Raw genomic sequence first — 21,364 nt, forward strand, 5'->3', positions numbered from 1 at the left:
CCGGTTCTCTCCGTGGGTCAGCTCAGGCTGAACCGCTGGTTGGCCTGCCCGTTGCAGTCGTAGATCTGGACCTGCTGGCCGTTACCGGTGCCCCAGACGTCCAGGCACCGTCCGGACTGGACGCCGGTGATGGTGCCGTTGGAGTTCACGTTCCACTGCTGGTTGGCCTGACCGTTGCAGCTGTAGATCTGTACGGCCGAGGCGTTGCCGGAGCCGGCGGCGTCCAGGCACATGTTTCCGTAGACGGTCAGCTGCTTGCTCGAGGTGAGCGTCCAGGCCTGGTTGGTCTGGCCGTTGCAGTCGTAGAGCTGGACCCGGGTCCCGTTGTTGTGCGAGGCGTTCGGCACGTCGATGCACCGGCCGGACTGGGCGCCGACGATCCGGCCCGACCCGGCGGGCGGGGTCGAGGGCGGTGGCGAGCTGGTGGTCCCGCCGGGGGTGGGCGAGGTCGTCTGGATCGGGCCGGCCGCGTTGAGAGCATTGAGCACCGAGGTGTACGCGGCCTTCTTGTTGCCGCCGCCGTCGAACAGCAGCGGGCTCTCGCTGGAACGCCAGGAGTCGCTGTCGCGTACGCCCCAGACGGTGATGCCGACGCAGCGGGGAACGTTCATGCAGGCCTGGGTGAGCCCGGCGTACTGGGAGGTCGAGGCGTTGGTGACGTCGACCTCGGTCAGCGCCACATCGACGCCGAGCGCGGCGAAGCTGGACAGCGTGGTCTGGAAGTTGCTGGGCAGCGAGCTGCCGCCGGTGAAGTGGGTCTGCAGGCCCACGCAGTCGATCGGCACGCCGCGGGACTTGAAGTCCTGGATCATGCGGTAGACGCCCTGCGTCTTGCCGTAGGACCAGTTCTCGATGTTGTAGTCGTTGTAGCAGAGCTTGACCGACGGGTCGGCGTTGCGGGCGGTCCGGAACGCCACCTCGATCCAGTCGTTGCCGGTGGCCTGGAGGTTGGAGTTGCGCCGGCTGCCGTCCTCGTTGAAGGCCTCGTTGACCACGTCCCAGTAGGCGAGCTTGCCCTTGTAGTGGGCCATCACGCCGTTGATGTGGTCGATCATCGCCTGCCGCAGGCTGCTGCCGCTCAGGCCACCCCACCAGCTGGGCTGCTGGGAGTGCCAGGCCAGGGTGTGGCCGCGGACCTTCATGCCGCGCTGGGTCGCCCAGTTGTAGATCTGGTCGCCGGAGCTGAAGTTGAACTGACCGCGCTGGGGCTCGGTCGCGTCCGGCTTCATCTCGTTCTCGGCCGTGACCATGTTGAACTCGCGCCCGGCGATCGTGGTGTAGGTCGAGTCACCCAACCGGCCGGCGGCGATCGCGGTACCGAAGTAGCGGCCGGACTGCGCGGCGGCGGCGCCCAGGGTGCTCGCGGCGGCGCTCGCGGCCGGTATCACCATCACCACGCCCGCGGCCGCGACGGCGGAGACGGCGCCGGCGATCAGCAAGCGGGTGCGTAACGATCTCCTCCTCGAGAAGCCAGGGGAGGGCTGAGGGGGACGGGCAGCCATAGTGGCCTCCTTTTCCGGCCGGTCAACGACGGGGTTCAATGCCTCGTCATGCTGGCACGGTAACAACGCCGAAACAATAGTTTCCGGAAGTTCTCCGGTACGCGTCAGCGGCGTCGCGCGCGGTCGTCGGCCGTCTGACCTGCGCTTTCCGTCATCGCAGCCGAATTCTGCGGTTGCTTCGATTGCGCTGAGCAACATCGTTTCACGTGCTGGCACCGAAACTTTCGGAGGTTGCGTCGTAAAGTCGCCCGCTTTTTCGGTGCCGCTCCGGACTCTGCGAAAAAGGGCAAAAATTGTTACTGAACTCTTGTTATGAGACAGCGACAGCGTGCGGTCACATCGATGGAAGTCAGTTGATAATGGTGTGCACGCGTGCTCGCGAGACGTCCGCCGAATGTGTCACCGAGATGCGAGGAAAGGACGTACTGAAAAATCGTTACGATCCGCTCAACTCGTTCGGGAACGGCTTTGACCTGCGGTGATAAGCGATCAGCGCTAGAGGCTTGAATCCGTGGGAGCGCTCCCGTAGCATTCGATGACCCCTGCTGTTAACGTTAACTATTCGGTAGGAAAAGGATTCCCCATCCCCGAAAGGTTCCCCCTCATGTCCATCCCCAGGCATGGTCGTCTCGCCCTGCTCGCGACCGCGGCGGTCGGCGTCGTCGTCGCGGCGAGCGTGGCCGTGATCGGCACCGCGGACGCCGCTTCCACCCTCGGCGCGTCGGCGGCCCAGACCGGCCGGTACTTCGGCGCGGCGATCGCGGCCGGCCGGCTCGGCGACGCCACCTACACCGGCATCCTCAACCGGGAGTTCAACGCCGTGACCCCGGAGAACGAGATGAAGTGGGACGCCACCGAGCCGTCCCAGGGCCGGTTCACCTTCACCAACGGCGACCGGATCCTCAACCAGGGCATCTCGATGGGCGCCAAGATCCGCGGGCACGCGCTGCTCTGGCATGCGCAGCAGCCGTCCTGGGCGCAGGGACTCTCCGGCAGCGCGCTGCGCAATGCCGCGATCAACCACGTCACCCAGGTGGCCACCCACTACAAGGGCAAGATCTACGCCTGGGACGTGGTGAACGAGGCCTTCGCCGACGGCGGCAGCGGCGGCCGGCGCGACTCCAACCTGCAGCGCACCGGCAACGACTGGATCGAGGTGGCGTTCCGCGCCGCGCGCGCGGCCGACCCGAACGCGAAGCTCTGCTACAACGACTACAACACCGACGGGGTGAACGCGAAGAGCACCGGCGTGTACAACATGGTCCGCGACTTCAAGTCCCGCGGCGTGCCGATCGACTGCGTCGGCTTCCAGTCGCATCTGGGCACCGGCATCCCCGGCGACTACCAGGCCAACCTGCAGCGCTTCGCCGACCTCGGGGTCGAGGTGCAGATCACCGAGCTCGACGTCGCGCAGGGCGGCAACCAGGCGAACATCTACGCGACCGTGACCCGGGCCTGCATGGCCGTCTCCCGCTGCGGCGGCATCACCGTGTGGGGCATCCGCGACAGCGATTCCTGGCGTACGGGTGAGAACCCCCTGCTGTTCGACAACTCCGGGAACAAGAAGGCCGCGTACACCTCGGTGCTGAACGCGTTGAACGCCGGTGGCCCCACCAACCCGACGACGCCGGCCACCTCGCCGTCCACGTCCCGGCCGACCACGCCTCCGGCCGGTGGCGCGTGCGGCGCTTCGGTCTCGCTCAACTCGTGGAACGGCGGCTTCGTCGCCACCGTCCGGGTGACCGCCGGCTCGGCCGCGGTCAACGGCTGGACGGTGAGCCTCGCCCTCCCGTCCGGCAGCGCCGTCACCAGCACCTGGAACGCCACCAACACCGGCACGACCGGCACGGTCGCCTTCCTCAACGTCAGCTACAACGGCCAGATCCCGGCCGGCGGCTACACCGAGTTCGGCTTCCAGGGCACCGGCGCCGGGCCCACCGCGACCCCCACCTGCGCGGCCGGCTAGCCGTCCACTCTCCCCGTGCCCTCCGGCCCGGCCTCCCCGGACCGGAGGGCGCCCCGAACGAGGAGTCACCGCATGAAGAGACAGACGTGGCTGGCGTCCGCCCTCACGGTCGCCGTCACCGCCGGCCTGGCCGCGGTCGCCACCACCGCCGAGGCCGCCGCCGGATGCCAGGTCACCTACACCGTGACCAACCAGTGGCAGGGCGGCTTCGGCGCCGACGTGACGATCACCAACCTCGGCGATCCGATCAACGGGTGGCGGCTGTCCTGGACCTACACCGCCGGGCAGACCGTGACCCAGCTCTGGAACGGCACGGTGAGCCAGTCGGGCGCGCAGGTGACCGTCACGAACGCCGCCTACAACGGCGCCATCGCCACCGGCGGAACCGCGAGCTTCGGCTTCAACGGCAGCTGGACCTCGGCCAACCCGGCGCCGGCCGGGTTCAGCCTCAACGGGGTGGCCTGCACCGGCTCGACGACGCCGACCTCGTCCCCGACCGCGTCGCCGACCTCATCGCCGACCTCATCGCCGACCCCATCCCCGACCTCGTCCCCGACCCCGACCGACCCCGCCACCACCCCGCCCGCGCCGTCGTCCTTCAGCAATCCCGTGGTGTGGCAGGACTTCGCGGACGGCGACATCATCCGGGTCGGCGACGCGTACTACTACTCCGCCTCGACCATGCACTACTCCCCGGGCGCGCCGATCCTGCGCTCCTACGACCTGGTGAACTGGGAGTACGCGGGACACTCGGTGCCGCGGCTGGACTTCGACTCGAGCGCCTACGACCTCAGCGGCGGCCGGGCGTACGTGAAGGGGATCTGGGCGTCGGCCTTCAACTACCGGCCCAGCAACAGCACCTTCTACTGGCTGGGGTGCACGGAGTTCAACCGCACCTACGTGTACGCGTCGACGTCCATCGCCGCGGGCTGGGCCAAGAAGGCGCGCATCAACAAGTGCTACTACGACGCCGGCCTGCTCTTTGACAACGACACTCCCTATGTCGCGTACGGCAACAGCACCATCAGCGTCGCCCAGCTGTCCTCCGACCTGACCGCCGAGGTGCGGTCGCAGACCGTCTACACCACCCCGTCGAGCATCGGCACCCTCGAGGGCTCCCGGATGTACAAGCGGGGAAGCTACTACTACATCTGGCTGACCCGTCCCGCCAACGGCCAGTACGTGCTGCGCTCGACCAGCCCGTGGGGCCCGTACGAGCAACGCCAGGTCCTGCTGAACCTGCCCGGCCCGATCTCCGGCGGCGGTGTTCCGCACCAGGGCGGGCTCGTGCAGACCCAGAACGGCGACTGGTGGTACATGGCGTTCACCGACGCGTACCCGGGCGGCCGGATGCCGACGCTGGCGCCGATCACCTGGAGCGGCGACGGCTGGCCCGTCCTGCAGACCGTCAACGGCCGGTGGGGCGCGACCTATCCGCGGCCCAACCTGCCCTGGCATCCGCTGAGCCCGATGACCGGGCCGGACAGCTTCACCGGCGGCGCCCTCGGACCGCAGTGGGAGTGGAACCACAATCCCGACACCAGCAAGGTCAGCGTCGGCAACGGGCTGCGGCTGTCCACCGCCACGGTCACCAACGACCTGTACAACGCGCGGAACACGCTGACCCGCCGCATCCAGGGCCCGTCGTCGACGGCGACGATCCAGCTCGACTACTCGGGCATGGCCAACGGCGACCGGGCCGGGCTCGCCATGCTGCGCGACCAGTCGGCGTGGATCGGCATCCGCAAGGACAACGGTGCCACCCGGGTGTCGATGACCAGCGGGCTGACCATGTCGACCAGCGGCTGGACCACCACCGGAACCGGCGCCGAGCAGGCCGGCGCGGCGGTGTCCGGCGGGAGGATCTGGCTGCGGGTGTCGGCGAACATCCAGCCCGGCTCCGGCCGGACCGCCACCTTCTCGTACAGCACCAACGGCAGCACCTTCACCCCGCTCGGGCCCGCGTTCACGCTCAACAACGACTGGCAGTTCTTCATGGGCTACCGGTTCGGCGTCTTCAACTACGCCACCAGCGCGCTCGGCGGCTCCGTGACCGTCAACCAGTTCACCGTCTCCTGAATCGGGGAATCACCATGTCCATCCGTGCACTCGCCGGGGGAGTGGCGGCGGCCGTGCTGGCCGGCGCCGCGGCCCTGGCGGTGATGACCGCGGCGCCCGCCGACGCGGCCACCACCGCCGGCTGCGGCAAGGCGCCGACCCTCACCAGCGGCACCCGCACCATCTCCAGCGGCGGCCAGAGCCGCAGCTACATCCTCCGGATCCCGGACAACTACGACCGCGCCCGGACGTACAAGCTGATCTTCGCGTTCCACTGGCTCAACGGGACCGCGAGCAACGTCGCGAGCGGCGGCTACTACGGGCTCCAGGCGTTGTCGAACAACTCGGCGATCCTGGTGGCGCCCCAGGGCATCGACAACGGCTGGGCCAACACCGGCAACCGCGACCTCACCCTGGTCGACAACCTGACCTCGCTGATCGAGGGCGACCTGTGCGTCGACACGTCCCAGCTGTTCGCCCTCGGCTGGAGCTACGGCGGCTCGATGAGCTACGCCGTCGCGTGCGCCCGGCCCACGGTCTTCCGGGCGGTGGCGGTGCTCTCCGGGGCCAACCTCAGCGGTTGCAGCCCGGGCACCCAGCCGGTGGCCTACCTCGGCATCCACGGCATCCACGACAGCGTCCTGAACATCTCGCTCGGCCGCTCGATCCGCGACACCTTCGTGCGCAACAACGGATGCACCCCGCAGAACCCGCCGGAGCCGGCGCAGGGCAGCCTCACGCACATCGTCACCGCGTACGCCGGGTGCCGCGCCGGCTATCCGGTCGAGTGGGCGGCCTTCGACGGCGACCACACCCCCGAGCCGGTCGACGGCACCACGTCGACGAGCGGCGCTCGTACCTGGGTGGGCGGCGAGATCTGGAAGTTCTTCTCGCAGCTGCCCAGCACGACGCCGACCTCCCCGGCCACGCCGTCGTCCCCGGTGACGCCGTCGACGCCGACCTCGCCGTCGACGCCGACCTCACCCCCGCCGCCCGGCGCGTGCACCGCCGCATACCGGGTCACCGGCCAGTGGCAGGGCGGGTTCCAGGCCGAGGTCGTCGTGACGGCCGGCGCCGCGGCCCTCACCGGGTGGCGGGTGAGCTGGACCTTCGCCAACGGCCAGACGATCACGCAGATCTGGGGCGGCCGCAACACGGCCAGTGGCGGCACGCAGAACGTCACGAACGAGACGTGGAACGGCAGCCTCGCCGCCGGGGCCTCCACCACGTTCGGGTTCCTCGGCACGTGGAACGGTACCAACATCGTGCCGGCACCGACCTGCACAGCGGCATCTTGACGAGGCCGTGCGCGCAGGGGGGATGAGGGGTGCCGCCGGACCGTCCGGCGGCACCCCTTCACCGTGTGCGGTCCCTCCGCGCCGGTCTCGTCAAACGGGCTCGATCGCGAGGTCGGTGATCTGGTCGTCCTTGATGCCGAACACGAAGGCGAAGGACAAAGGCCCGCCGGGGAACTCACCGTCGCCGGAGGCGACGAGCCGGTCGTCCGCGAACGAGGTCGGCGAGAGCACGATCTGGGGACTGATCAGATGCCCCTGGATCCACTCGCGGATCTCGGCCTCGCCGGCCCAGGTCTTCCCGTCATCGCGCACGGTGGCCCCGTGGCCGAGAACCGCGGCCAGCGCGTTCGCGTCGTGCGCGTTGGTGGCCGCGATGAAGTTGTCGACGGCCTTGGGCAGAGTGATTCGTTCATTCTCGGTCTCCGGTCTCTGGTGGGAAGCGGGCTCAGAAGTCCGCGCTGCGGGAAAGCTTTTCGTTCGCGCGCAGCTCCGCGAGTGCGTTCTCGTGCATCGCGACGACGACGTCGTAGCCGGCGTTGCCGAGGACGACCCGGTGCGGTGGAACGGGTGCGTTCATCGCGCTGATCACGGCCTGCACGCCCCGGACCGGGTCACCCGCCTGCTTGCCGTCGGCGTCCACGAACGCCGCCTTGACGGCCTCGACCATCGGCACGTAGGCGTCGACGGTCTCGTTGACGGGCTCGTTCCGGAAGTAGGAGAAGGCGCTGGTGCGGAAGGCTCCCGGCTCGACGACGAGCACGCGCACACCGAACGGCTCGACCTCCTGGCGCAGTGTCTCCGACAGTCCTTCGATCGCGAACTTCGCTGCCGCGTAGTAGCCGAACCCTTGTGCGCCGACGAGGCCGGCCACCGAGGACATGTTCACGATCCAGCCGTCGCCGCGTGCCCGCATACCCGGCAGGACCGCGCGGATCACGTCGACGACGGCGAACAGGTTGAGGTCGAACGTGCGGCGGATCGTCTCGTCGGGGGCGCCCTCGATCGAGCCGTACCAGCCACGGCCCGCGCTGTTGACCAGCACGTCGATTCCGCCGAACCGTTCCTCTGCCGTCCTGACCGCCGTGCGCACCTGGTCGGCATCGGTGACATCGAGCGCGAGAACCAGGACGCGGTCACCGTGTGGTTCAGCCCATTCCCGCAGTTCAGCCGGGCGGCGCGCGGTCACCACAACCTGATCTCCCCGCTCCAGTGCGGCCTCGGCATAGGCCAGGCCGAATCCTCCGGGCGTCCCACCGGTGATGAACCAAGTCCTCATGGACTTCTCCTTCCGCTATAGAAGGCAATGTAGCGCTACATGCGCTACTGTAGCAAGCATGCAGAACGCACGGGATCGACTCCTCCTTGCCGCAGCCGAGTTGCTGGAGAGCGGCGCAACGGTGTCCACGAGGGCGGTGTGCGAACGCGCCGGGGTGCAGGCCCCGACGCTGTACCACCACTTCGGCAGCAAACAGGGCCTGATCGACGCTGTGGCGAACCACGGGTTCACCCAGTACACGGCGATCGAGGACTCCGGCGACCCGCTGGACGACCTGCGCAAAGGCTGGGACCGACACGTGCAGTTCGGGCTGGAGCATCCGTCCTTCTACGGGCTGCTCTACGGCCGTGCCGAGCCGGGAAAGCCCTGCGCCGTCACCGCTCCCGCGCACGCCGCGTTGCGCGAGCGGTTCACCGCCGCAGCGACCCGGGGCCTGCTCAAAGTGCCGGCGGACGACGCCGCCGAACAGCTGTTCGCCGCGAACGTCGGCGTCACGCTCACCTTGATCAGCCAGCCCGAGCCGGACTTCGGGCTGTCCCGACGCGTCCGCGAGGCCGCGCTGGCCGGAGTCCTGCACACGCCCTCGGCCGACGCCACCGCGACCCGGGCAAGCGCCGCACTGACGTTGCGTGCGCTGGTCGACGACGACCCGGGCGACCTCACCCCCGGCGAGCGCGGACTGCTCGGCGAGCTGCTGGAGCGCCTGGCCCGCTAGCGCATCGGCGCCGGCTGCGAAACCGGTTCGAAGACAGCCACTCAGCCCAACGGGGGGCGGATGAAGAACGAGCTGTCGGCGCGGAAGCCGGCGCTGCCGTCGTACTGGTCGATCCACATCTGATCGCCGACGTGGCGGACGAAGAAGTTGCGGTAGTTGAACGACTCGAGCGACAGCGAGCCGCGGAGGAAGCCGGCCCGGGCGCAGAAGGTGGCGTCCCGGCGGAACAGGACGGTCTTCTCGTCCGGGCTCAGCCGCAGGCGGAACGAGGAGTGCCGCACGTATCGGCCGTCCGGGCGGCGGAACGAGAAGCACGACGCGTCGGCGAGACCGGCCACGACCCGAAGGCCGGCCCGTTCCCGCGCGGCCGGGCTGCTCGCCGGGCCCAGCGGCGTCAGCACGCCGAAGTCACCGGCGACGGCGACGTACTGCCCGGGCGCCGCAGCCGACTCCAGCGACACCCGGCCGGCCGCGAGGCCGCCGGTCGAGGGCGGGGCCGCCGACACCGTCACGCCGTTGCGCGCCGGCGGCTGCGGCCCGGACACGGTCCACCCGGTGGTGGGCACGGTGACGCCGACGGCCAGCACGCCGGCGGTGATCGTGGCCGCCACCGGATGCGTCGCCGCCGCCTGGATCGCGCGGCCCACCCACGAGGCGGCCTCCGACGCCACCTTGATGCCCGTGCCGGCGGCCGCGCCGATCCCGAGCGCCTTGGCCGCCCCGGCGCCGATCGCGGCCGGGACCGGGAGCAGGAGCAGCCCGATCAGCAGGCGGTCGGTGGGCAGCAGGCGGCCGGCGGCGCGGGCGCAGACCGGGCACGACTGGACGTGCCGGGCCAGGCGCTTGCGCCAGTACGGGCTCGGTGCCCCGTCCCACTCGGCCGCGACGTCGCCGAGCTCGTCGCAGCCCGGCATCGCCTCCAGCGCGGCGACGATCTGCCGGCTCGCCTCCAGCTGCTCGCGCATCCGCTGCATGCGCACGCCGGCGTGGGCGACGCTGGTCCCGAGGGCGGCGGCCACCTCGGCCCGGGTCAGCTCGCCGGTCATCTCGAGCCACCACAGCGAGAACGCCGTGCGCTCGTCCGGGCCCATCCAGCGCAGCGCGTGCCCGACCTGCTGGCGCTGGGCCGACAGCTCGACCCGGAGCAGGGCCGGACCCTCCACCTCGGACCCGGCGTCGGGCCGGCCGAACGCCGCGTCCAGCGGTGCGACGCGTCGGGCCGCCACGTCCGCCCGGGCCAGGTGGGTACCGATCTGGCGTACGGCGATCGCGGTCAGCCACGGCCGGAAGCTGCTCGCCGACCGCAGGTCCGCGATCTGCCGCATGGCGCGCACCAGCACGTCCTGCACGACGTCGTCGGCGGCCGGATCGCCCGGCATGGCCCGCCGGACGAGGTTGTAGACCAGGGGCAGGCTTCGGCGGATCAGCTCGTCCAGCGCGTCCCGGTCGCCGCCGCGGGCGGCGGCGACGAGGGCCTCCTCGGGGCCGGGATTCGGCTGTTCCAACGCGATGTCCTGACTTCGGCAAGGAAAGTGAACGCTCACAATCCGCGTCCACATGCTATGAGTGCCGCCACCCACATTCAAGACGATAGTTGCGTCTGACCTCGGCAGATACGTTTCAATCCACGGTCCGGACGTCTCGCCGGCGGAACCCGGCCGCCCCGTCGGTGGCACGACGGGACGGCCGGGAGCGAGGCGGGACGGGTCAGACCGTCACCGCTGGCGCGTCAGCACCGCGGGCCGGTACGGCAGCAGCCCGTAGTCGCCGCCTGAGTTGGTGGCGCGGCCCTGGTAGAGCAGTTGCAGGTTGCAGGGGTCGACGGTCATGGTCTGGTCGGCGGTGGCCCGGACCAGGTCGCCGTGGCTGATGTCGTTGGTCCAGGTGGCGCCGCTGTTGGCCTTGCCGGCGAACGGGTTGCTCTCGCTGGCCGCCTGCGGCGTCCACGATCCGCCGAGGCTGGTGGCGGTGAAGGAGCGGAAGTAGCGGCCCTGGCTGCCGATCGCCTCGACGATCATCAGGTACTGGTTCTGGCCCTGCACCTTGTAGACCTGGGGTGCTTCGAACAAGTTGTTCGTGGTGTCGCTCATGATGGTGGTGTAGTTCGAGCCGAAGCTGCCGGGGAAGTTGCCGATCGGCATGCTGGCCCGGTAGATCTTGCCGTTGTCGCCGGCGAAGAACAGGTACATGTTCTGGCCGTCGCCGATCAGGGTCTGGTCGATCGGGCCGGTGCCGGAGCCGGAGATGCTGCCGGTGAACAGCGGTTGCGGCGAGGACCAGCCGTTGGCGTTGGCCGGGTTGCTCGAGGTCCGGTACGAGAAGGCGGTCGGACCCCACTGATGCGCCAGGACCCAGATGTTCTTGGGCGCGAAGTAGAACAGCGTGGGCGCCACGGTGCCCTGGCTCATCCCGTTCTGGGCGGCCGAGCCCATGTCGGACCAGTTGGTGAAGACGCCGAAGTTCATCGAGCCCCACGTGGATCCGTTGTCATGGGTCGTCGCGTAGACCAGGTGGCCACCGTTGTAGGGGACGGCGGTGAAGTCCTTGAGCGAGGCCCAGCCCGACTTCGGGTTCGCCAGCGGACCGGTCGAGCTCCAGCGGTACGTCGACGGGAGCGTGCAGCTGCCGCCGGTCGGCGTGGTCGTCGGGGTGGTGTCGCCGGCCCGGACGAGCTGCCATTGCTGGTTGGCGCCGTTCCAGTCGGCGTACTGGACGATGTTGCCGCCGTCGGCGGTGGACGCGCCCTGCACCTCGACCGCCTTGCCGCTGTTGCGGTTGATCAGCTGCACGTAGCCGTCGATGTCCTGGATGCTGAACTGCTGGTTGGCGGCGTTGTTGTCGGTCCACTGGACGATCGAGCCGCCGTCGGCGGTCGACCAGTTGTAGACGTCGAGGACCTTGCCGGACAGACGTGACCGGAGCCGGTAGTAGCCCCCGCCGGAGTCCACGAACTGCCACTGCTGCTGGCTCTGGTCGTTGCGGCTCCACTGCGTGATCCGGGCCCCGTCGTTCGTGGCCAGGTTGTACACGTCGAGCGCCTTGCCGCTGTTGCGGTTGACCAGTACGTACCAGGCGCCGGTGTCGATGGTCGCGGCCGAGGCCGCGGGCGCGGTCACGATCGCGAACACGCCACCGGCCAGGGCGGTCAGGGCCGCGGCCGCCATCGCCGGCCATCGGCGGCGTCGGCTGGGGGTTGTTTCCACGTACGTCCTCCATATTGATCAGCCGTTATTGCGCATTATCGATGTTAACCTTCACAACTTTGTCGTCAACAAGAAATGGGTGCAGATCGCTGCTGAAAACTCGTTATCGCCACGCCGACGATAAAGTCGGCGCGCTGCGCCGGCTCCTTCTTTGCGCCACCGTGCGAATCCGCACGTGTTGCGCGGCCGTCTGGGCAGGGGTGCTGACCAGCTAATGTGCGTGGTAACCGGCCTCTGAAACGATACATCGCCGGGCCGGGGACCTTATTCCATCGAGGATCGCCACTTGAAGGTGCGGAAACAATCTGGCAACCTCTCGAATCGGGCTGTTAACGCTCGCATCGTCACGCTCCGACCGACTTAACGCATCGGAGTGGCTGTTATCGCTAACACCGCCTTTCCGGCGGCGGACGGGAAAGGAGTGGTCTCCGTGTGGAGAAAAGGACGGTCGCTGACGACCGCGGTGCTCGGCGCGATGGTCCTGGCGGCCGGCATCGCCGTCCCGGCCACCGGCGCGTCGGCGGAGTCGAACGGCGGCGTACGGGTCATGCCGCTGGGCGACTCCATCACCGAGGGCACCCAGGTGCCCGGCGGCTACCGCATCGGCCTGTGGCAACGGATGGCCGCCGCCGGTTACCGGGTGGATCTGGTCGGCACCCAGTTCAACGGGCCGGCCGCGCTCGGCGACCACGACCACGAGGGCCATCCCGGGTGGCGGATCGACCAGATCGACGCCAACATCAACGGCTGGCTGGCCGGCGCCACGCCGCGGACGGTCCTGCTGCACATCGGCACCAACGACGTGCTGCAGAACTACAACCTCGCGGGCGCGCCGAACCGCCTGTCCACCCTCATCGACCACATCACGGCGGCGGCGCCGGCCGCGGACGTGCTGGTGGCCACCATCATCCCGCTGAGCTCGGCGAGCCAGGAGGCGGCGGCACGCACGTTCAACGCCGCCGTTCCCGGCATCGTGCAGGCCAAGGTGAACGCCGGCAAACGGGTTCACCTGGTGGACATGCACGCCGCGCTGACCACTGCGGACCTCATCGACGGCATCCACCCCACCGCCACCGGCTACGACAAGATGGCCGCCGTCTGGTACTCGGCGCTGCTGGCCATTCCCGGCGCGATCGGCACGCCCGGATCGACCGGTGGCGACGGATCCCTGGTCAGCGCCGCCTCCGGCCGCTGCCTCGACGTGCCGGGCAGCAGCACGGCGAACGGCACCCAGCCGGTCATCTGGGATTGCCACGGCAGCGCCAACCAGCGCTGGACCGTCACCGGACAGACCCTGCAGTCCCTCGGCAAGTGCCTGGACTCACCGACCAACGCCACCGCCGGCGCCAAGGCGCAGCTGTGGGACTGCCACGGCGGCGTCAACCAGCGATGGAACCTCAACGCCAACGGCACGATCAGCAACGCTCAGTCCGGCCTCTGTCTCGACGTCAGCGGCAACGGCACCGCCAACGGCACCCAGGTCGTCCTGTGGACCTGCACCGCCGCCGCCAACCAGCGGTGGTCCCGCGCCTGATCCTCTTCCCCCAAGGAGTTCCCGTGCGCTCCCCCCTCATCCCCAGGGCATCGCTGCGCGGCCTCGTGGCCGCGGCGGTGCTGTGCGTCGTCGCCCTGGTGGCCCCGGCCGCCGCCCGCGCCGACAACCCGATCGTGCAGACCATCTACACCGCCGACCCGGCCCCGCTGGTCTACAACGGCCGCGTCTACCTCTACACCGGGCACGACGAGGACAACTCGACCTACTTCACGATGAAGGAGTGGCGGGTCTGGTCGTCGGCCGACATGGTCAACTGGACCGACCACGGCTCGCCGCTGAACCTGGCCAGCTTCTCCTGGGCCAGCGCCAACGCCTGGGCCGGCCAGACGATCTACCGCAACGGCAAGTTCTACTGGTACGTCCCGATGACCGTGCGCGCCACCGGTCAGATGGGCATCGGCGTGGCCGTCTCGAGCAGCCCGACCGGGCCGTTCACCGACGCGCTCGGGCATCCCCTGGTCAGCAACGGCCAGATCGACCCGACCGTGTTCGTCGACGACGACGGCCAGGCCTACCTGTACTGGGGGAACCCCGACCTCTGGTACGTCCGGCTCAACGCCGACATGATCTCGTACTCGGGCAGCCCCACGAAGATCCCGCTCACCACCGCCGGCTTCGGCACCCGTACCGGGGACGCCAACCGGCCCACCCTGTTCGAAGAGGGGCCGTGGGTCTACAAGCGCAACGGCCTGTACTACATCGTCTTCGCGGCCAAGTGCTGCTCGGAGTTCATCGCCTACTCGACCGCGCCGGGGCCGACCGGGCCGTGGACGTACCGCGGCACGATCATGCCGACCCAGGGCAGCAGCTTCACCAACCACCCCGGCGTGATCGACTTCAACGGCGGGTCGTACTTCTTCTACCACAACGGGGCCCTGCCCGGCGGCGGCGGCTACACCCGCTCGGTGGCGGTCGAGAAGTTCAGCTACAACGCCGACGGCACGATCCCGGCGATCACCATGACCACGGCCGGCGCTCCGCAGAACGGGACGCTCAACCCGTACGTCCGCCAGGAGGCCGAGACCATCGCGTGGGAGAGCGGGGTGGAGACCGAGCCCGCCTCCGAAGGAGGCATGAACGTCGGCTACATCGACAACGGCGACTACATCAAGGTCAAAGGGGTCGCGTTCGGCGGCGGGGCGACATCGTTCTCGGCCCGGGTCGCATCGGCCGCCTCCGGTGGCACGATCGAGCTGCGGCTCGGCGGCGTCAACGGCACCGTCGTCGGCACCTGCGCGGTCCCCGGCACCGGCGGCTGGCAGACCTGGACGACCGTCACCTGCCCGGTCGCCGGCGCCACCGGCACCCAAGACCTGTACCTGCGGTTCACCGGCGGCAGCGGCTCGCTGTTCAACGTGAACTGGTGGCAGTTCGCCGGGGGCACGACCACGACCACCGACGCGATCACCAACGGAACCACCGAGGACGGCACCGCCGGCTGGCGGGTCTTCGGCGCCGGCACGCTGACGTCGAGCACCAGCGTCGCGCACGGCGGCACGCGGTCACTGGCGATCACCGGCCGGACGGCCTCGTGGAACGGCATCGCGCAGGACGTCACTTCCCGCCTGACGAACGGCAAGACGTACACCACCACCGCCTGGGTCCGCAGCCAGAGCGGGACGCCTTCGGTCCGCGCCACGCTGGCGATCACCGCCAACGGCACCACCAGCTACCTCTCGCTGGCCCCCTCGACCGCGGTCAACACCGGCGGATGGACCCAGCTTTCCGGCACGGCCACCGTGTCGTGGAGCGGGACCCTGTCGAACGCCACCTTCTACGTCGAGACCGACGCCGGCACCGACGGCTACTACCTCGACGACGTCTCGCTCCGCTAGCGACCGCATCCCCTGAGGAATCCCCATGATCCGTTCTCGGCTTCGCGGCGCCGCGCTGATCCTCGCTCTCGCGGCCACCGTCGTCACCGTCACCCAGCAGGCCGCGGCGGCCGCCGTCGTCGGCACACCCACCCGCATCGTCGGCGCCGCCTCGGGACGCTGCATCGAGGTCCCGGGCTCCGGCACCACCAACGGCACACAGACCCAGCTCGGCGACTGCTCCGGTGCCGCCGGCCAGTCCTGGACCTACACCAGCGGCAAGCAGCTCACGCTGTACGGCACCAAGTGCCTGGACGCGTACGGCCGGGGCACCGCCAACGGCACCGCTGCCGTCATCTGGGACTGCAACGGCCAGACCAACCAGCAGTGGAACGTCAACGCCGACGGCACCATCACCGGCGTGCAGTCCGGGCTGTGCCTGGACGCCACCGGAGCGGCCACCGCCGCCGGCACGAAGATCATCTTGTGGGCATGCAACGGCCAGGCCAACCAGCGGTGGAGCCAGGCCACCTCGACAGCGGCCGGGGGCCCCTGCGACATCTACGCCAGCGGAGGCACCCCGTGCGTCGCCGCGCACAGCACCGTCCGGGCGCTCTACGGCTCCTATCGCGGCAACCTCTACCAGGTCCGGCGCGCCTCGGACAACGCCACGAGGAACATCGCCACCCTCGGCGGCGGCGCGGCCGACGCCGCCGGGCAGGACGCCTTCTGCGCCGGCACGACCTGCGTGGTCACCGTGGTGTACGACCAGTCCGGCCACGGCAACGACCTGTGGTACCAGGGGTCCTCGGTGGTCCCCGGCTCGTCGCAGAGCAAGCCCGCCGTCGCCACGACCGAGTCGCTGAGCATCGGCGGCGCCAAGGCGTACTCGCTCTACATCAACCCCGGCAACAGCTACTGGCGGGACGGGCACCTGACCGGCGTGCCGACCGGAAGCGCGCCCGAGGGCATGTACATGGTCACCAGCGGCACCCACGTCAACAGCGGCTGCTGCTTCGACTACGGCAACAGCGAGACGACCCGCACGGCCGACGCCGCGGGCGCGATGGACGCGATCAACTTCGGCAAGCAGTGCTGGTTCGGCGGCTGCTCCGGCACCGGCCCGTGGGTGCAGGCCGACCTCGAGTGGGGTCTGTTCCCCGGCGGCAGCACCTCGTGGAACCCGAACCAGCGGGCCTTCACCAGCAAGTTCGTGACGGCCACGCTCAAGAACAACGGAACCTCCCGCTTCGCGATCAAGGGCAGCGACGCGCAGTCCGGCAGCCTCGTGACGCTCTGGGACGGCGCCCTGCCGTCCGGATACAACCCGATGAAGAAGCAGGGCGCGATCGTGCTCGGCAGCGGCGGTGACTGCTGCAAGCCCGGCGGCGGGGCGAACCTGAGCGCCGGGACCTTCTACGAGGGCGCGATGGTCGCCGGCTACCCGTCGGACGCGACCGAGAACGCCGTCCACGCCAACATCGTCGCCGCCGGCTACCGCTGACAGGAGTGATCCCATGTCCCCTTCACGATGGACCCGGCGCTCGTTCCTGGCCGCCGGCGCGGCGGTCGGCGGAGCCGGGCTGCTGCGCACCGGACCCGCCTTCGCCGCCATCCCCGGCCCGTCCGCCTACACCGCCTCCTGGTCGTCGGTCGACCAGCATCCCCCGGCGCCGGACTGGTTCCAGGACGCCAAGTTCGGCATCTACTACCACTGGGGAGCGTTCAGCGTTCCCGCCTTCGGCAACGAGTGGTACCCGCGCAACATGTACAACAACGGCTCGAACGAGAACAACCATCACAAGGCCGTGTACGGCGACCCGTCGGCGTGGCCGTACCACAACTTCATCAACGGCGCCCGCGACAAGGCCGGCAACTGGGTGCAGTTCGCCCCGAAGCTCGCCTCGGCCGGCGGCGCCTTCGACCCGAACGCCTGGGCGCAGCTGTTCGTCGACGCCGGCGCGCGGTTCGCCGGACCGGTCGCCGAGCACCACGACGGCTTCTCGATGTGGAACAGCAGCGTCAACGAGTGGAACTCGGTCGCCCGCGGGCCGCGACTGGACCTGCTGCGGCTGCACGCCGACGCCATCCGCGGCAAGGGGCTCAAGCTCATGGTCGCCATGCACCACGCGTACAACTTCACCGGCTACTACCAATGGGTGCCGGCCCAGTCCGACGCCTCGCTGAAGAAGCTCTACGGCCAGCTGGGCGCGGCCGCCGAGCAGCAGCTCTGGTACGACAAGCTGCGCGAGATCGTCGACGGGTACCAGCCCGACCTGCTCTGGCAGGACTTCAACCTGACCCAGCTGCCCGAGTCCCGGCGGCTGGACTTCCTGGCCTACTACTACAACCGCGCGGTCGCCTGGGACCGCGAGGTCGTCGCCACCTACAAGGACGGCTTCAACAACCGCGGCGAGGTCTTCGACTTCGAGCGGGGCGGCCCGGCCGGCATCCAGACGCCGTACTGGCTCACCGACGACAGCATCAGCAGCTCGAGCTGGTGTTACACGAACGGCATCGGCTACTACCCGACCAACGCGCTGCTGCACGCGCTGATCGACCGGGTCAGCAAGAACGGCACCATGGTCCTCAACATCGCGCCGATGGCCGACGGCACGATCCCGTCCGGGCAGCAGAGCATCCTCCGCGGCATCGGCGACTACCTGCGCCGCTTCGGCGAGTCCATCTACGCCACCCGGGCCTGGACCGCCTACGGCGAGGGACCCACGCAGATGGGCGGCGGCACGTTCCAGACCCCGCGGACCGGCACCGCGCAGGACATCCGCTTCACCCGGAGCAAGGACAACCGCATCCTGTACGCGACGTTCCTCGGCTGGCCCGGCGGCACCGCGACGATCGGGACGCTCGCCTCGTCCCGGATCGACCTCGGCACCCTGACCTCGGTCCAGCTGCTGGGCACCACTGCCGGCACCTATATCGATCTGCCCACCCGGACGCAGGACAGCGGGGGGTTGCACGTGAGCCTGCCGTCCACGCCGTACAGCGCCCCGGCGTACGTCCTGAAACTGACCTTCTCCGGCGCCATCCCGGCACTCGGCTCGGGGAGCGGCGGCCTGCCCACCGGCTGGGCGCGGTTCACGAATGTGTCCACCGGCCTGGTGCTGGACGGCGGCGGCAATGTCGCCTCCGGTTCACGGCTCAAGCAGTGGAACTACGACGGCAGCACCAATCTGCAATGGCAGCTGGTGGCCCTGGGCAGCGGCTGGTACCGCATCGTGAACCGCACCAACGGGCTGGTCGCGGACAGCGGCGGCAGCACCGCCAACGGCGCGCTCGCGATCGAGAGCACCTGGAACGGCGGGAACAACCAGCAGTGGCGGCTCAACGACATGGGCGGCGGCCGCTACCAGGTCATCAACCGCGGCACCGGCACGGCCCTCGACAGCGGCGGGGTCGCCACGGTCGGCGCGCCGGTGAAGCTGTGGGCGCCCGACTCCAGCACCAACCTGCAGTGGACGATCGCCGCGATCTGACGGGCAAAGGGGAACCGAGCTATGACAACACGCGATGAAGAAGTCGGGAGACGGCGCTCGGCGCGGCCGTCGCGGGGCTGGGCGGCTGCGGCCGCCATACTGCTGGCGGTGGCGGGAGCGCTCGTCGCGTTTCCCGCGGCGGCCCGGGCGGCGGCGACGATCACCGTCAACGGCGGCTCCGGCGGCCGGGTGTTCGACGGCGTCGGGGCGATCAGCGGCGGCGGTGGCAACAGCCGCCTGCTGGTCGACTATCCGGAGCCGCAACGCAGCGACATCCTCGACTACCTGTTCAAGCCGGGCTACGGCGCGGCCATGCAGATCATGAAGGTGGAGATCGGCGGGGACACCAACTCGACCTCCGGCGCCGAACCCAGCCACGAGCACATCCGGGGCAGCGTCAACTGCGACCGCGGCTACGAATGGTGGCTGATGGGCCAGGCGAAGGCGCGCAACCCCAACATCAAGCTCGTCGGGCTGTCCTGGGGCGCACCGGGCTGGATCGGCAACGGCAACTTCTGGTCCAGCGACTCGATCGACTACCTGATCGCGTGGCTGGGCTGCGCCACCGCCCACGGGTTGACCATCGACTACCTCGGCGGCTGGAACGAGCGCGGCCGGGATCTGACCTGGTACAAGAACCTGCGCTCGGCGCTGAACTCCCGCGGCTACCCCAACGTGAAGATCGTCGCGTCGGATGAGTTCGGCTGGGGCGTCGCCGACGACGCCCAGCGCGACAGCGCGTTCGGCAATGCCATTTCGGTCTTCGGCAGCCACTACGTGTGCGGTTACCGCAGCGCGCAGACCGACTGCCCCAGTTCGGCGAATGCGGTGAGCTCCGGCAAGACGCTGTGGGCCAGCGAGAACGGCTCCGACGACTACAACGCCGGCGCGCCGGCACTGGCCCGCGGCATCAACCGCGACTACATCGACGGCAAGATGACCGCGTACCTCAACTGGCCGGTCATCGCCGCGATCACCCCGAACGTCCCGTGGGGGACCACGGGCGTGGCGGTGGCGCCGCAACCGTGGTCGGGCTACTACTCGATCGGCAAGAGCACCTGGGTCATGGCCCAGACCACCCAGTTCACCGCCCCCGGCTGGCGCTACCTGGACGGCGCCTCCGGCTATCTCAACGGCAGCAAGAGCAACGGCAGCTATGTCTCGCTGAAGTCGCCGAACAACAGCGACTACAGCACGATCATCGAGACGATGGACGCCACCTCGGCCCAGGACCTGACCTTCAACGTCACCGGTGGACTGTCGACCGGAACGGTGCACGTGTGGTCGACGAACGTCCGGTCGAGCAACGCCGCCGACTACTTCGTCCGGCGCAGCGACATCACGCCGGTCAACGGGTCGTTCTCGCTGACGGTCCAGCCCGGGTACGTCTACAGCGTCACGACCACCACCGGTCAGGGCAAGGGGAGCGCGAGCAGCCCGGCGCAGGGCAACCTGGCCCTGCCGTACGCCGACACCTTCGACGGTTACCCGGCCGGCCGGGAAGCCAAGTACCTCATGGACCACCAGGGCTCGTTCGAGACGGTGGCCTGCGGTGGCGGGCGGACCGGTCAATGCGTACGCCAGATGTCGGAGCAGACGCCGATCTTCTGGACCTCCGGCCACGCCGAGCCGTTCACGCTGCTCGGCGACCTGACCTGGCGCAACTACACGGTCTCCACCGACGTCATGCTGGAGAAGGCCGGCTACGCCCAGCTCATCGGCCGGGCCACCAACTACAACCATGAGGGGCCGCAGAACCTCAACGCGTACTACCTGCGGGTGGCCGACAACGGAGCCTGGTCGATCCGCAGCAACAACACCAGCGGCACCCAGCGGACCCTGGCCTCCGGCACCACGACCGCCCTGGGCACCGGCCGCTGGCACCAGCTGGCGCTGACGCTGAACGGCAGCACCCTGACCGCCACCCTCGACGGCGCCACGCTGGGCAGCGTGCCGGACTCCGCGTGGGTGGCCGGGCAGGTCGGCTACGCCACCGGCCAGGGCGTGACGGCGCAGTTCGACAACCTGTCCATCACCCCGCTCGGCGGTGGCACCGGCCCCACCGGGGAGATCCGCGGCGCCGGCTCCAACCGGTGCCTGGACGTCAACGGGCAGAGCCAGGCCGACGGGGCCGTGGTGCAGATCTGGGACTGCAACGGCGGCGCCAACCAGCGCTGGACGCTGACGTCGGGCAACCAGCTCAGCGTGTACGGGAACAAGTGCCTCGACGCGCCGGGCACCGCGGCCGGGGCCCGGATCCGGATCTGGTCCTGCACCGGCGCGGCCAACCAGCAATGGCGGGTCAACCCGGACGGCACCATCACCGGCGTGCAGTCCGGCCTCTGCCTCGACGTGACCGGCGCGGCGACCACCAACGGCGCGGCGGTCGAGCTGTGGACGTGCAACGGCGGCAGCAACCAGCAGTGGATCCGCTCCTGACCGGCCGATGACGGCCGCCGCCGGGCGGCGCAGGCCCCGGGGGC

Annotated in this window: 14 protein-coding genes; 9 read left to right on the forward strand and 5 right to left on the reverse strand. The window is 69.6% G+C overall.

Translation table 11 applies throughout. The annotated features are described in order from the left end of the window. Positions 1-17: 17 nt before the first annotated feature. Positions 18-1,502 carry an endo-1,4-beta-xylanase gene (locus ACQP2F_RS13175; RefSeq protein WP_433303843.1) on the reverse strand — a complete coding sequence of 495 codons (1,485 nt, stop codon included), beginning with the start codon at positions 1,500-1,502 and terminating at the stop codon, positions 18-20. A 604-nt stretch (positions 1,503-2,106) separates the two neighbouring features. On the opposite strand from ACQP2F_RS13175, the gene ACQP2F_RS13180 reads away from it, so the two are divergent. The 3 genes from ACQP2F_RS13180 to ACQP2F_RS13190 all read left to right on the forward strand — a co-directional run bounded on the left by ACQP2F_RS13180 (position 2,107) and on the right by ACQP2F_RS13190 (position 6,824). Continuing rightward, positions 2,107-3,468: an endo-1,4-beta-xylanase gene (locus tag ACQP2F_RS13180; RefSeq protein WP_433303845.1), complete on the forward strand. Its 1,362-nt coding sequence runs from the start codon at positions 2,107-2,109 to the stop codon at positions 3,466-3,468. A gap of 72 nt (positions 3,469-3,540) precedes the next feature. Continuing rightward, on the forward strand, positions 3,541-5,547 hold the full coding sequence (locus ACQP2F_RS13185) for a family 43 glycosylhydrolase (RefSeq protein WP_433303847.1): 2,007 nt from the start codon (positions 3,541-3,543) through the stop codon (positions 5,545-5,547). A 14-nt stretch (positions 5,548-5,561) separates the two neighbouring features. Continuing rightward, positions 5,562-6,824, forward strand: a complete 1,263-nt coding sequence (locus tag ACQP2F_RS13190; RefSeq protein WP_433303848.1) for a cellulose binding domain-containing protein — start codon at positions 5,562-5,564, stop codon at positions 6,822-6,824. A gap of 90 nt (positions 6,825-6,914) precedes the next feature. On the opposite strand, the gene ACQP2F_RS13195 is transcribed toward ACQP2F_RS13190, so the two are convergent. Next, positions 6,915-7,229 (reverse strand): nuclear transport factor 2 family protein, encoded by a 315-nt coding sequence (locus ACQP2F_RS13195; protein WP_433307473.1) that lies wholly within the window; start codon positions 7,227-7,229, stop codon positions 6,915-6,917. A 40-nt stretch (positions 7,230-7,269) separates the two neighbouring features. Then, the gene (locus tag ACQP2F_RS13200; RefSeq protein WP_433303850.1) at positions 7,270-8,100 is read right to left on the reverse strand and encodes an SDR family NAD(P)-dependent oxidoreductase; all 831 of its coding nucleotides are present in this window, start codon (positions 8,098-8,100) and stop codon (positions 7,270-7,272) included. Between the two features lie 58 nt (positions 8,101-8,158). Between ACQP2F_RS13200 and ACQP2F_RS13205 the strand changes: the two genes are divergently transcribed. Further along, a complete protein-coding gene (locus ACQP2F_RS13205; protein ID WP_433303852.1) occupies positions 8,159-8,815 on the forward strand; it encodes a TetR/AcrR family transcriptional regulator in 657 nt (218 codons plus the stop codon). Between the two features lie 41 nt (positions 8,816-8,856). On the opposite strand, the gene ACQP2F_RS13210 is transcribed toward ACQP2F_RS13205, so the two are convergent. Further along, positions 8,857-10,320 carry a sigma-70 family RNA polymerase sigma factor gene (locus tag ACQP2F_RS13210; RefSeq protein WP_433303854.1) on the reverse strand — a complete coding sequence of 488 codons (1,464 nt, stop codon included), beginning with the start codon at positions 10,318-10,320 and terminating at the stop codon, positions 8,857-8,859. A 210-nt stretch (positions 10,321-10,530) separates the two neighbouring features. Beyond that, positions 10,531-11,979, reverse strand: a complete 1,449-nt coding sequence (locus tag ACQP2F_RS13215; RefSeq protein ID WP_433307475.1) for a non-reducing end alpha-L-arabinofuranosidase family hydrolase — start codon at positions 11,977-11,979, stop codon at positions 10,531-10,533. Between the two features lie 469 nt (positions 11,980-12,448). Between ACQP2F_RS13215 and ACQP2F_RS13220 the strand changes: the two genes are divergently transcribed. From ACQP2F_RS13220 to ACQP2F_RS13240, 5 genes are read left to right on the forward strand one after another with little or no spacing between them, the layout of a single operon-like run. Continuing rightward, positions 12,449-13,552 (forward strand): RICIN domain-containing protein, encoded by a 1,104-nt coding sequence (locus ACQP2F_RS13220; RefSeq protein ID WP_433303856.1) that lies wholly within the window; start codon positions 12,449-12,451, stop codon positions 13,550-13,552. Positions 13,553-13,575: 23 nt separating this feature from the next. Next, positions 13,576-15,408, forward strand: a complete 1,833-nt coding sequence (locus ACQP2F_RS13225; RefSeq protein ID WP_433303858.1) for a family 43 glycosylhydrolase — start codon at positions 13,576-13,578, stop codon at positions 15,406-15,408. Positions 15,409-15,433: 25 nt separating this feature from the next. Continuing rightward, positions 15,434-16,891, forward strand: coding sequence for an arabinofuranosidase catalytic domain-containing protein (locus ACQP2F_RS13230; protein ID WP_433303860.1), 1,458 nt, complete (start codon positions 15,434-15,436; stop codon positions 16,889-16,891). A 13-nt stretch (positions 16,892-16,904) separates the two neighbouring features. Then, positions 16,905-18,881 (forward strand): alpha-L-fucosidase, encoded by a 1,977-nt coding sequence (locus ACQP2F_RS13235; RefSeq protein WP_433303862.1) that lies wholly within the window; start codon positions 16,905-16,907, stop codon positions 18,879-18,881. A gap of 21 nt (positions 18,882-18,902) precedes the next feature. Then, positions 18,903-21,320: a ricin-type beta-trefoil lectin domain protein gene (locus tag ACQP2F_RS13240; protein WP_433303864.1), complete on the forward strand. Its 2,418-nt coding sequence runs from the start codon at positions 18,903-18,905 to the stop codon at positions 21,318-21,320. Positions 21,321-21,364: the final 44 nt, after the last annotated feature.

The organism is Actinoplanes sp. CA-030573 (assembly GCF_050951115.1).
GTDB lineage: Bacteria > Actinomycetota > Actinomycetes > Mycobacteriales > Micromonosporaceae > Actinoplanes.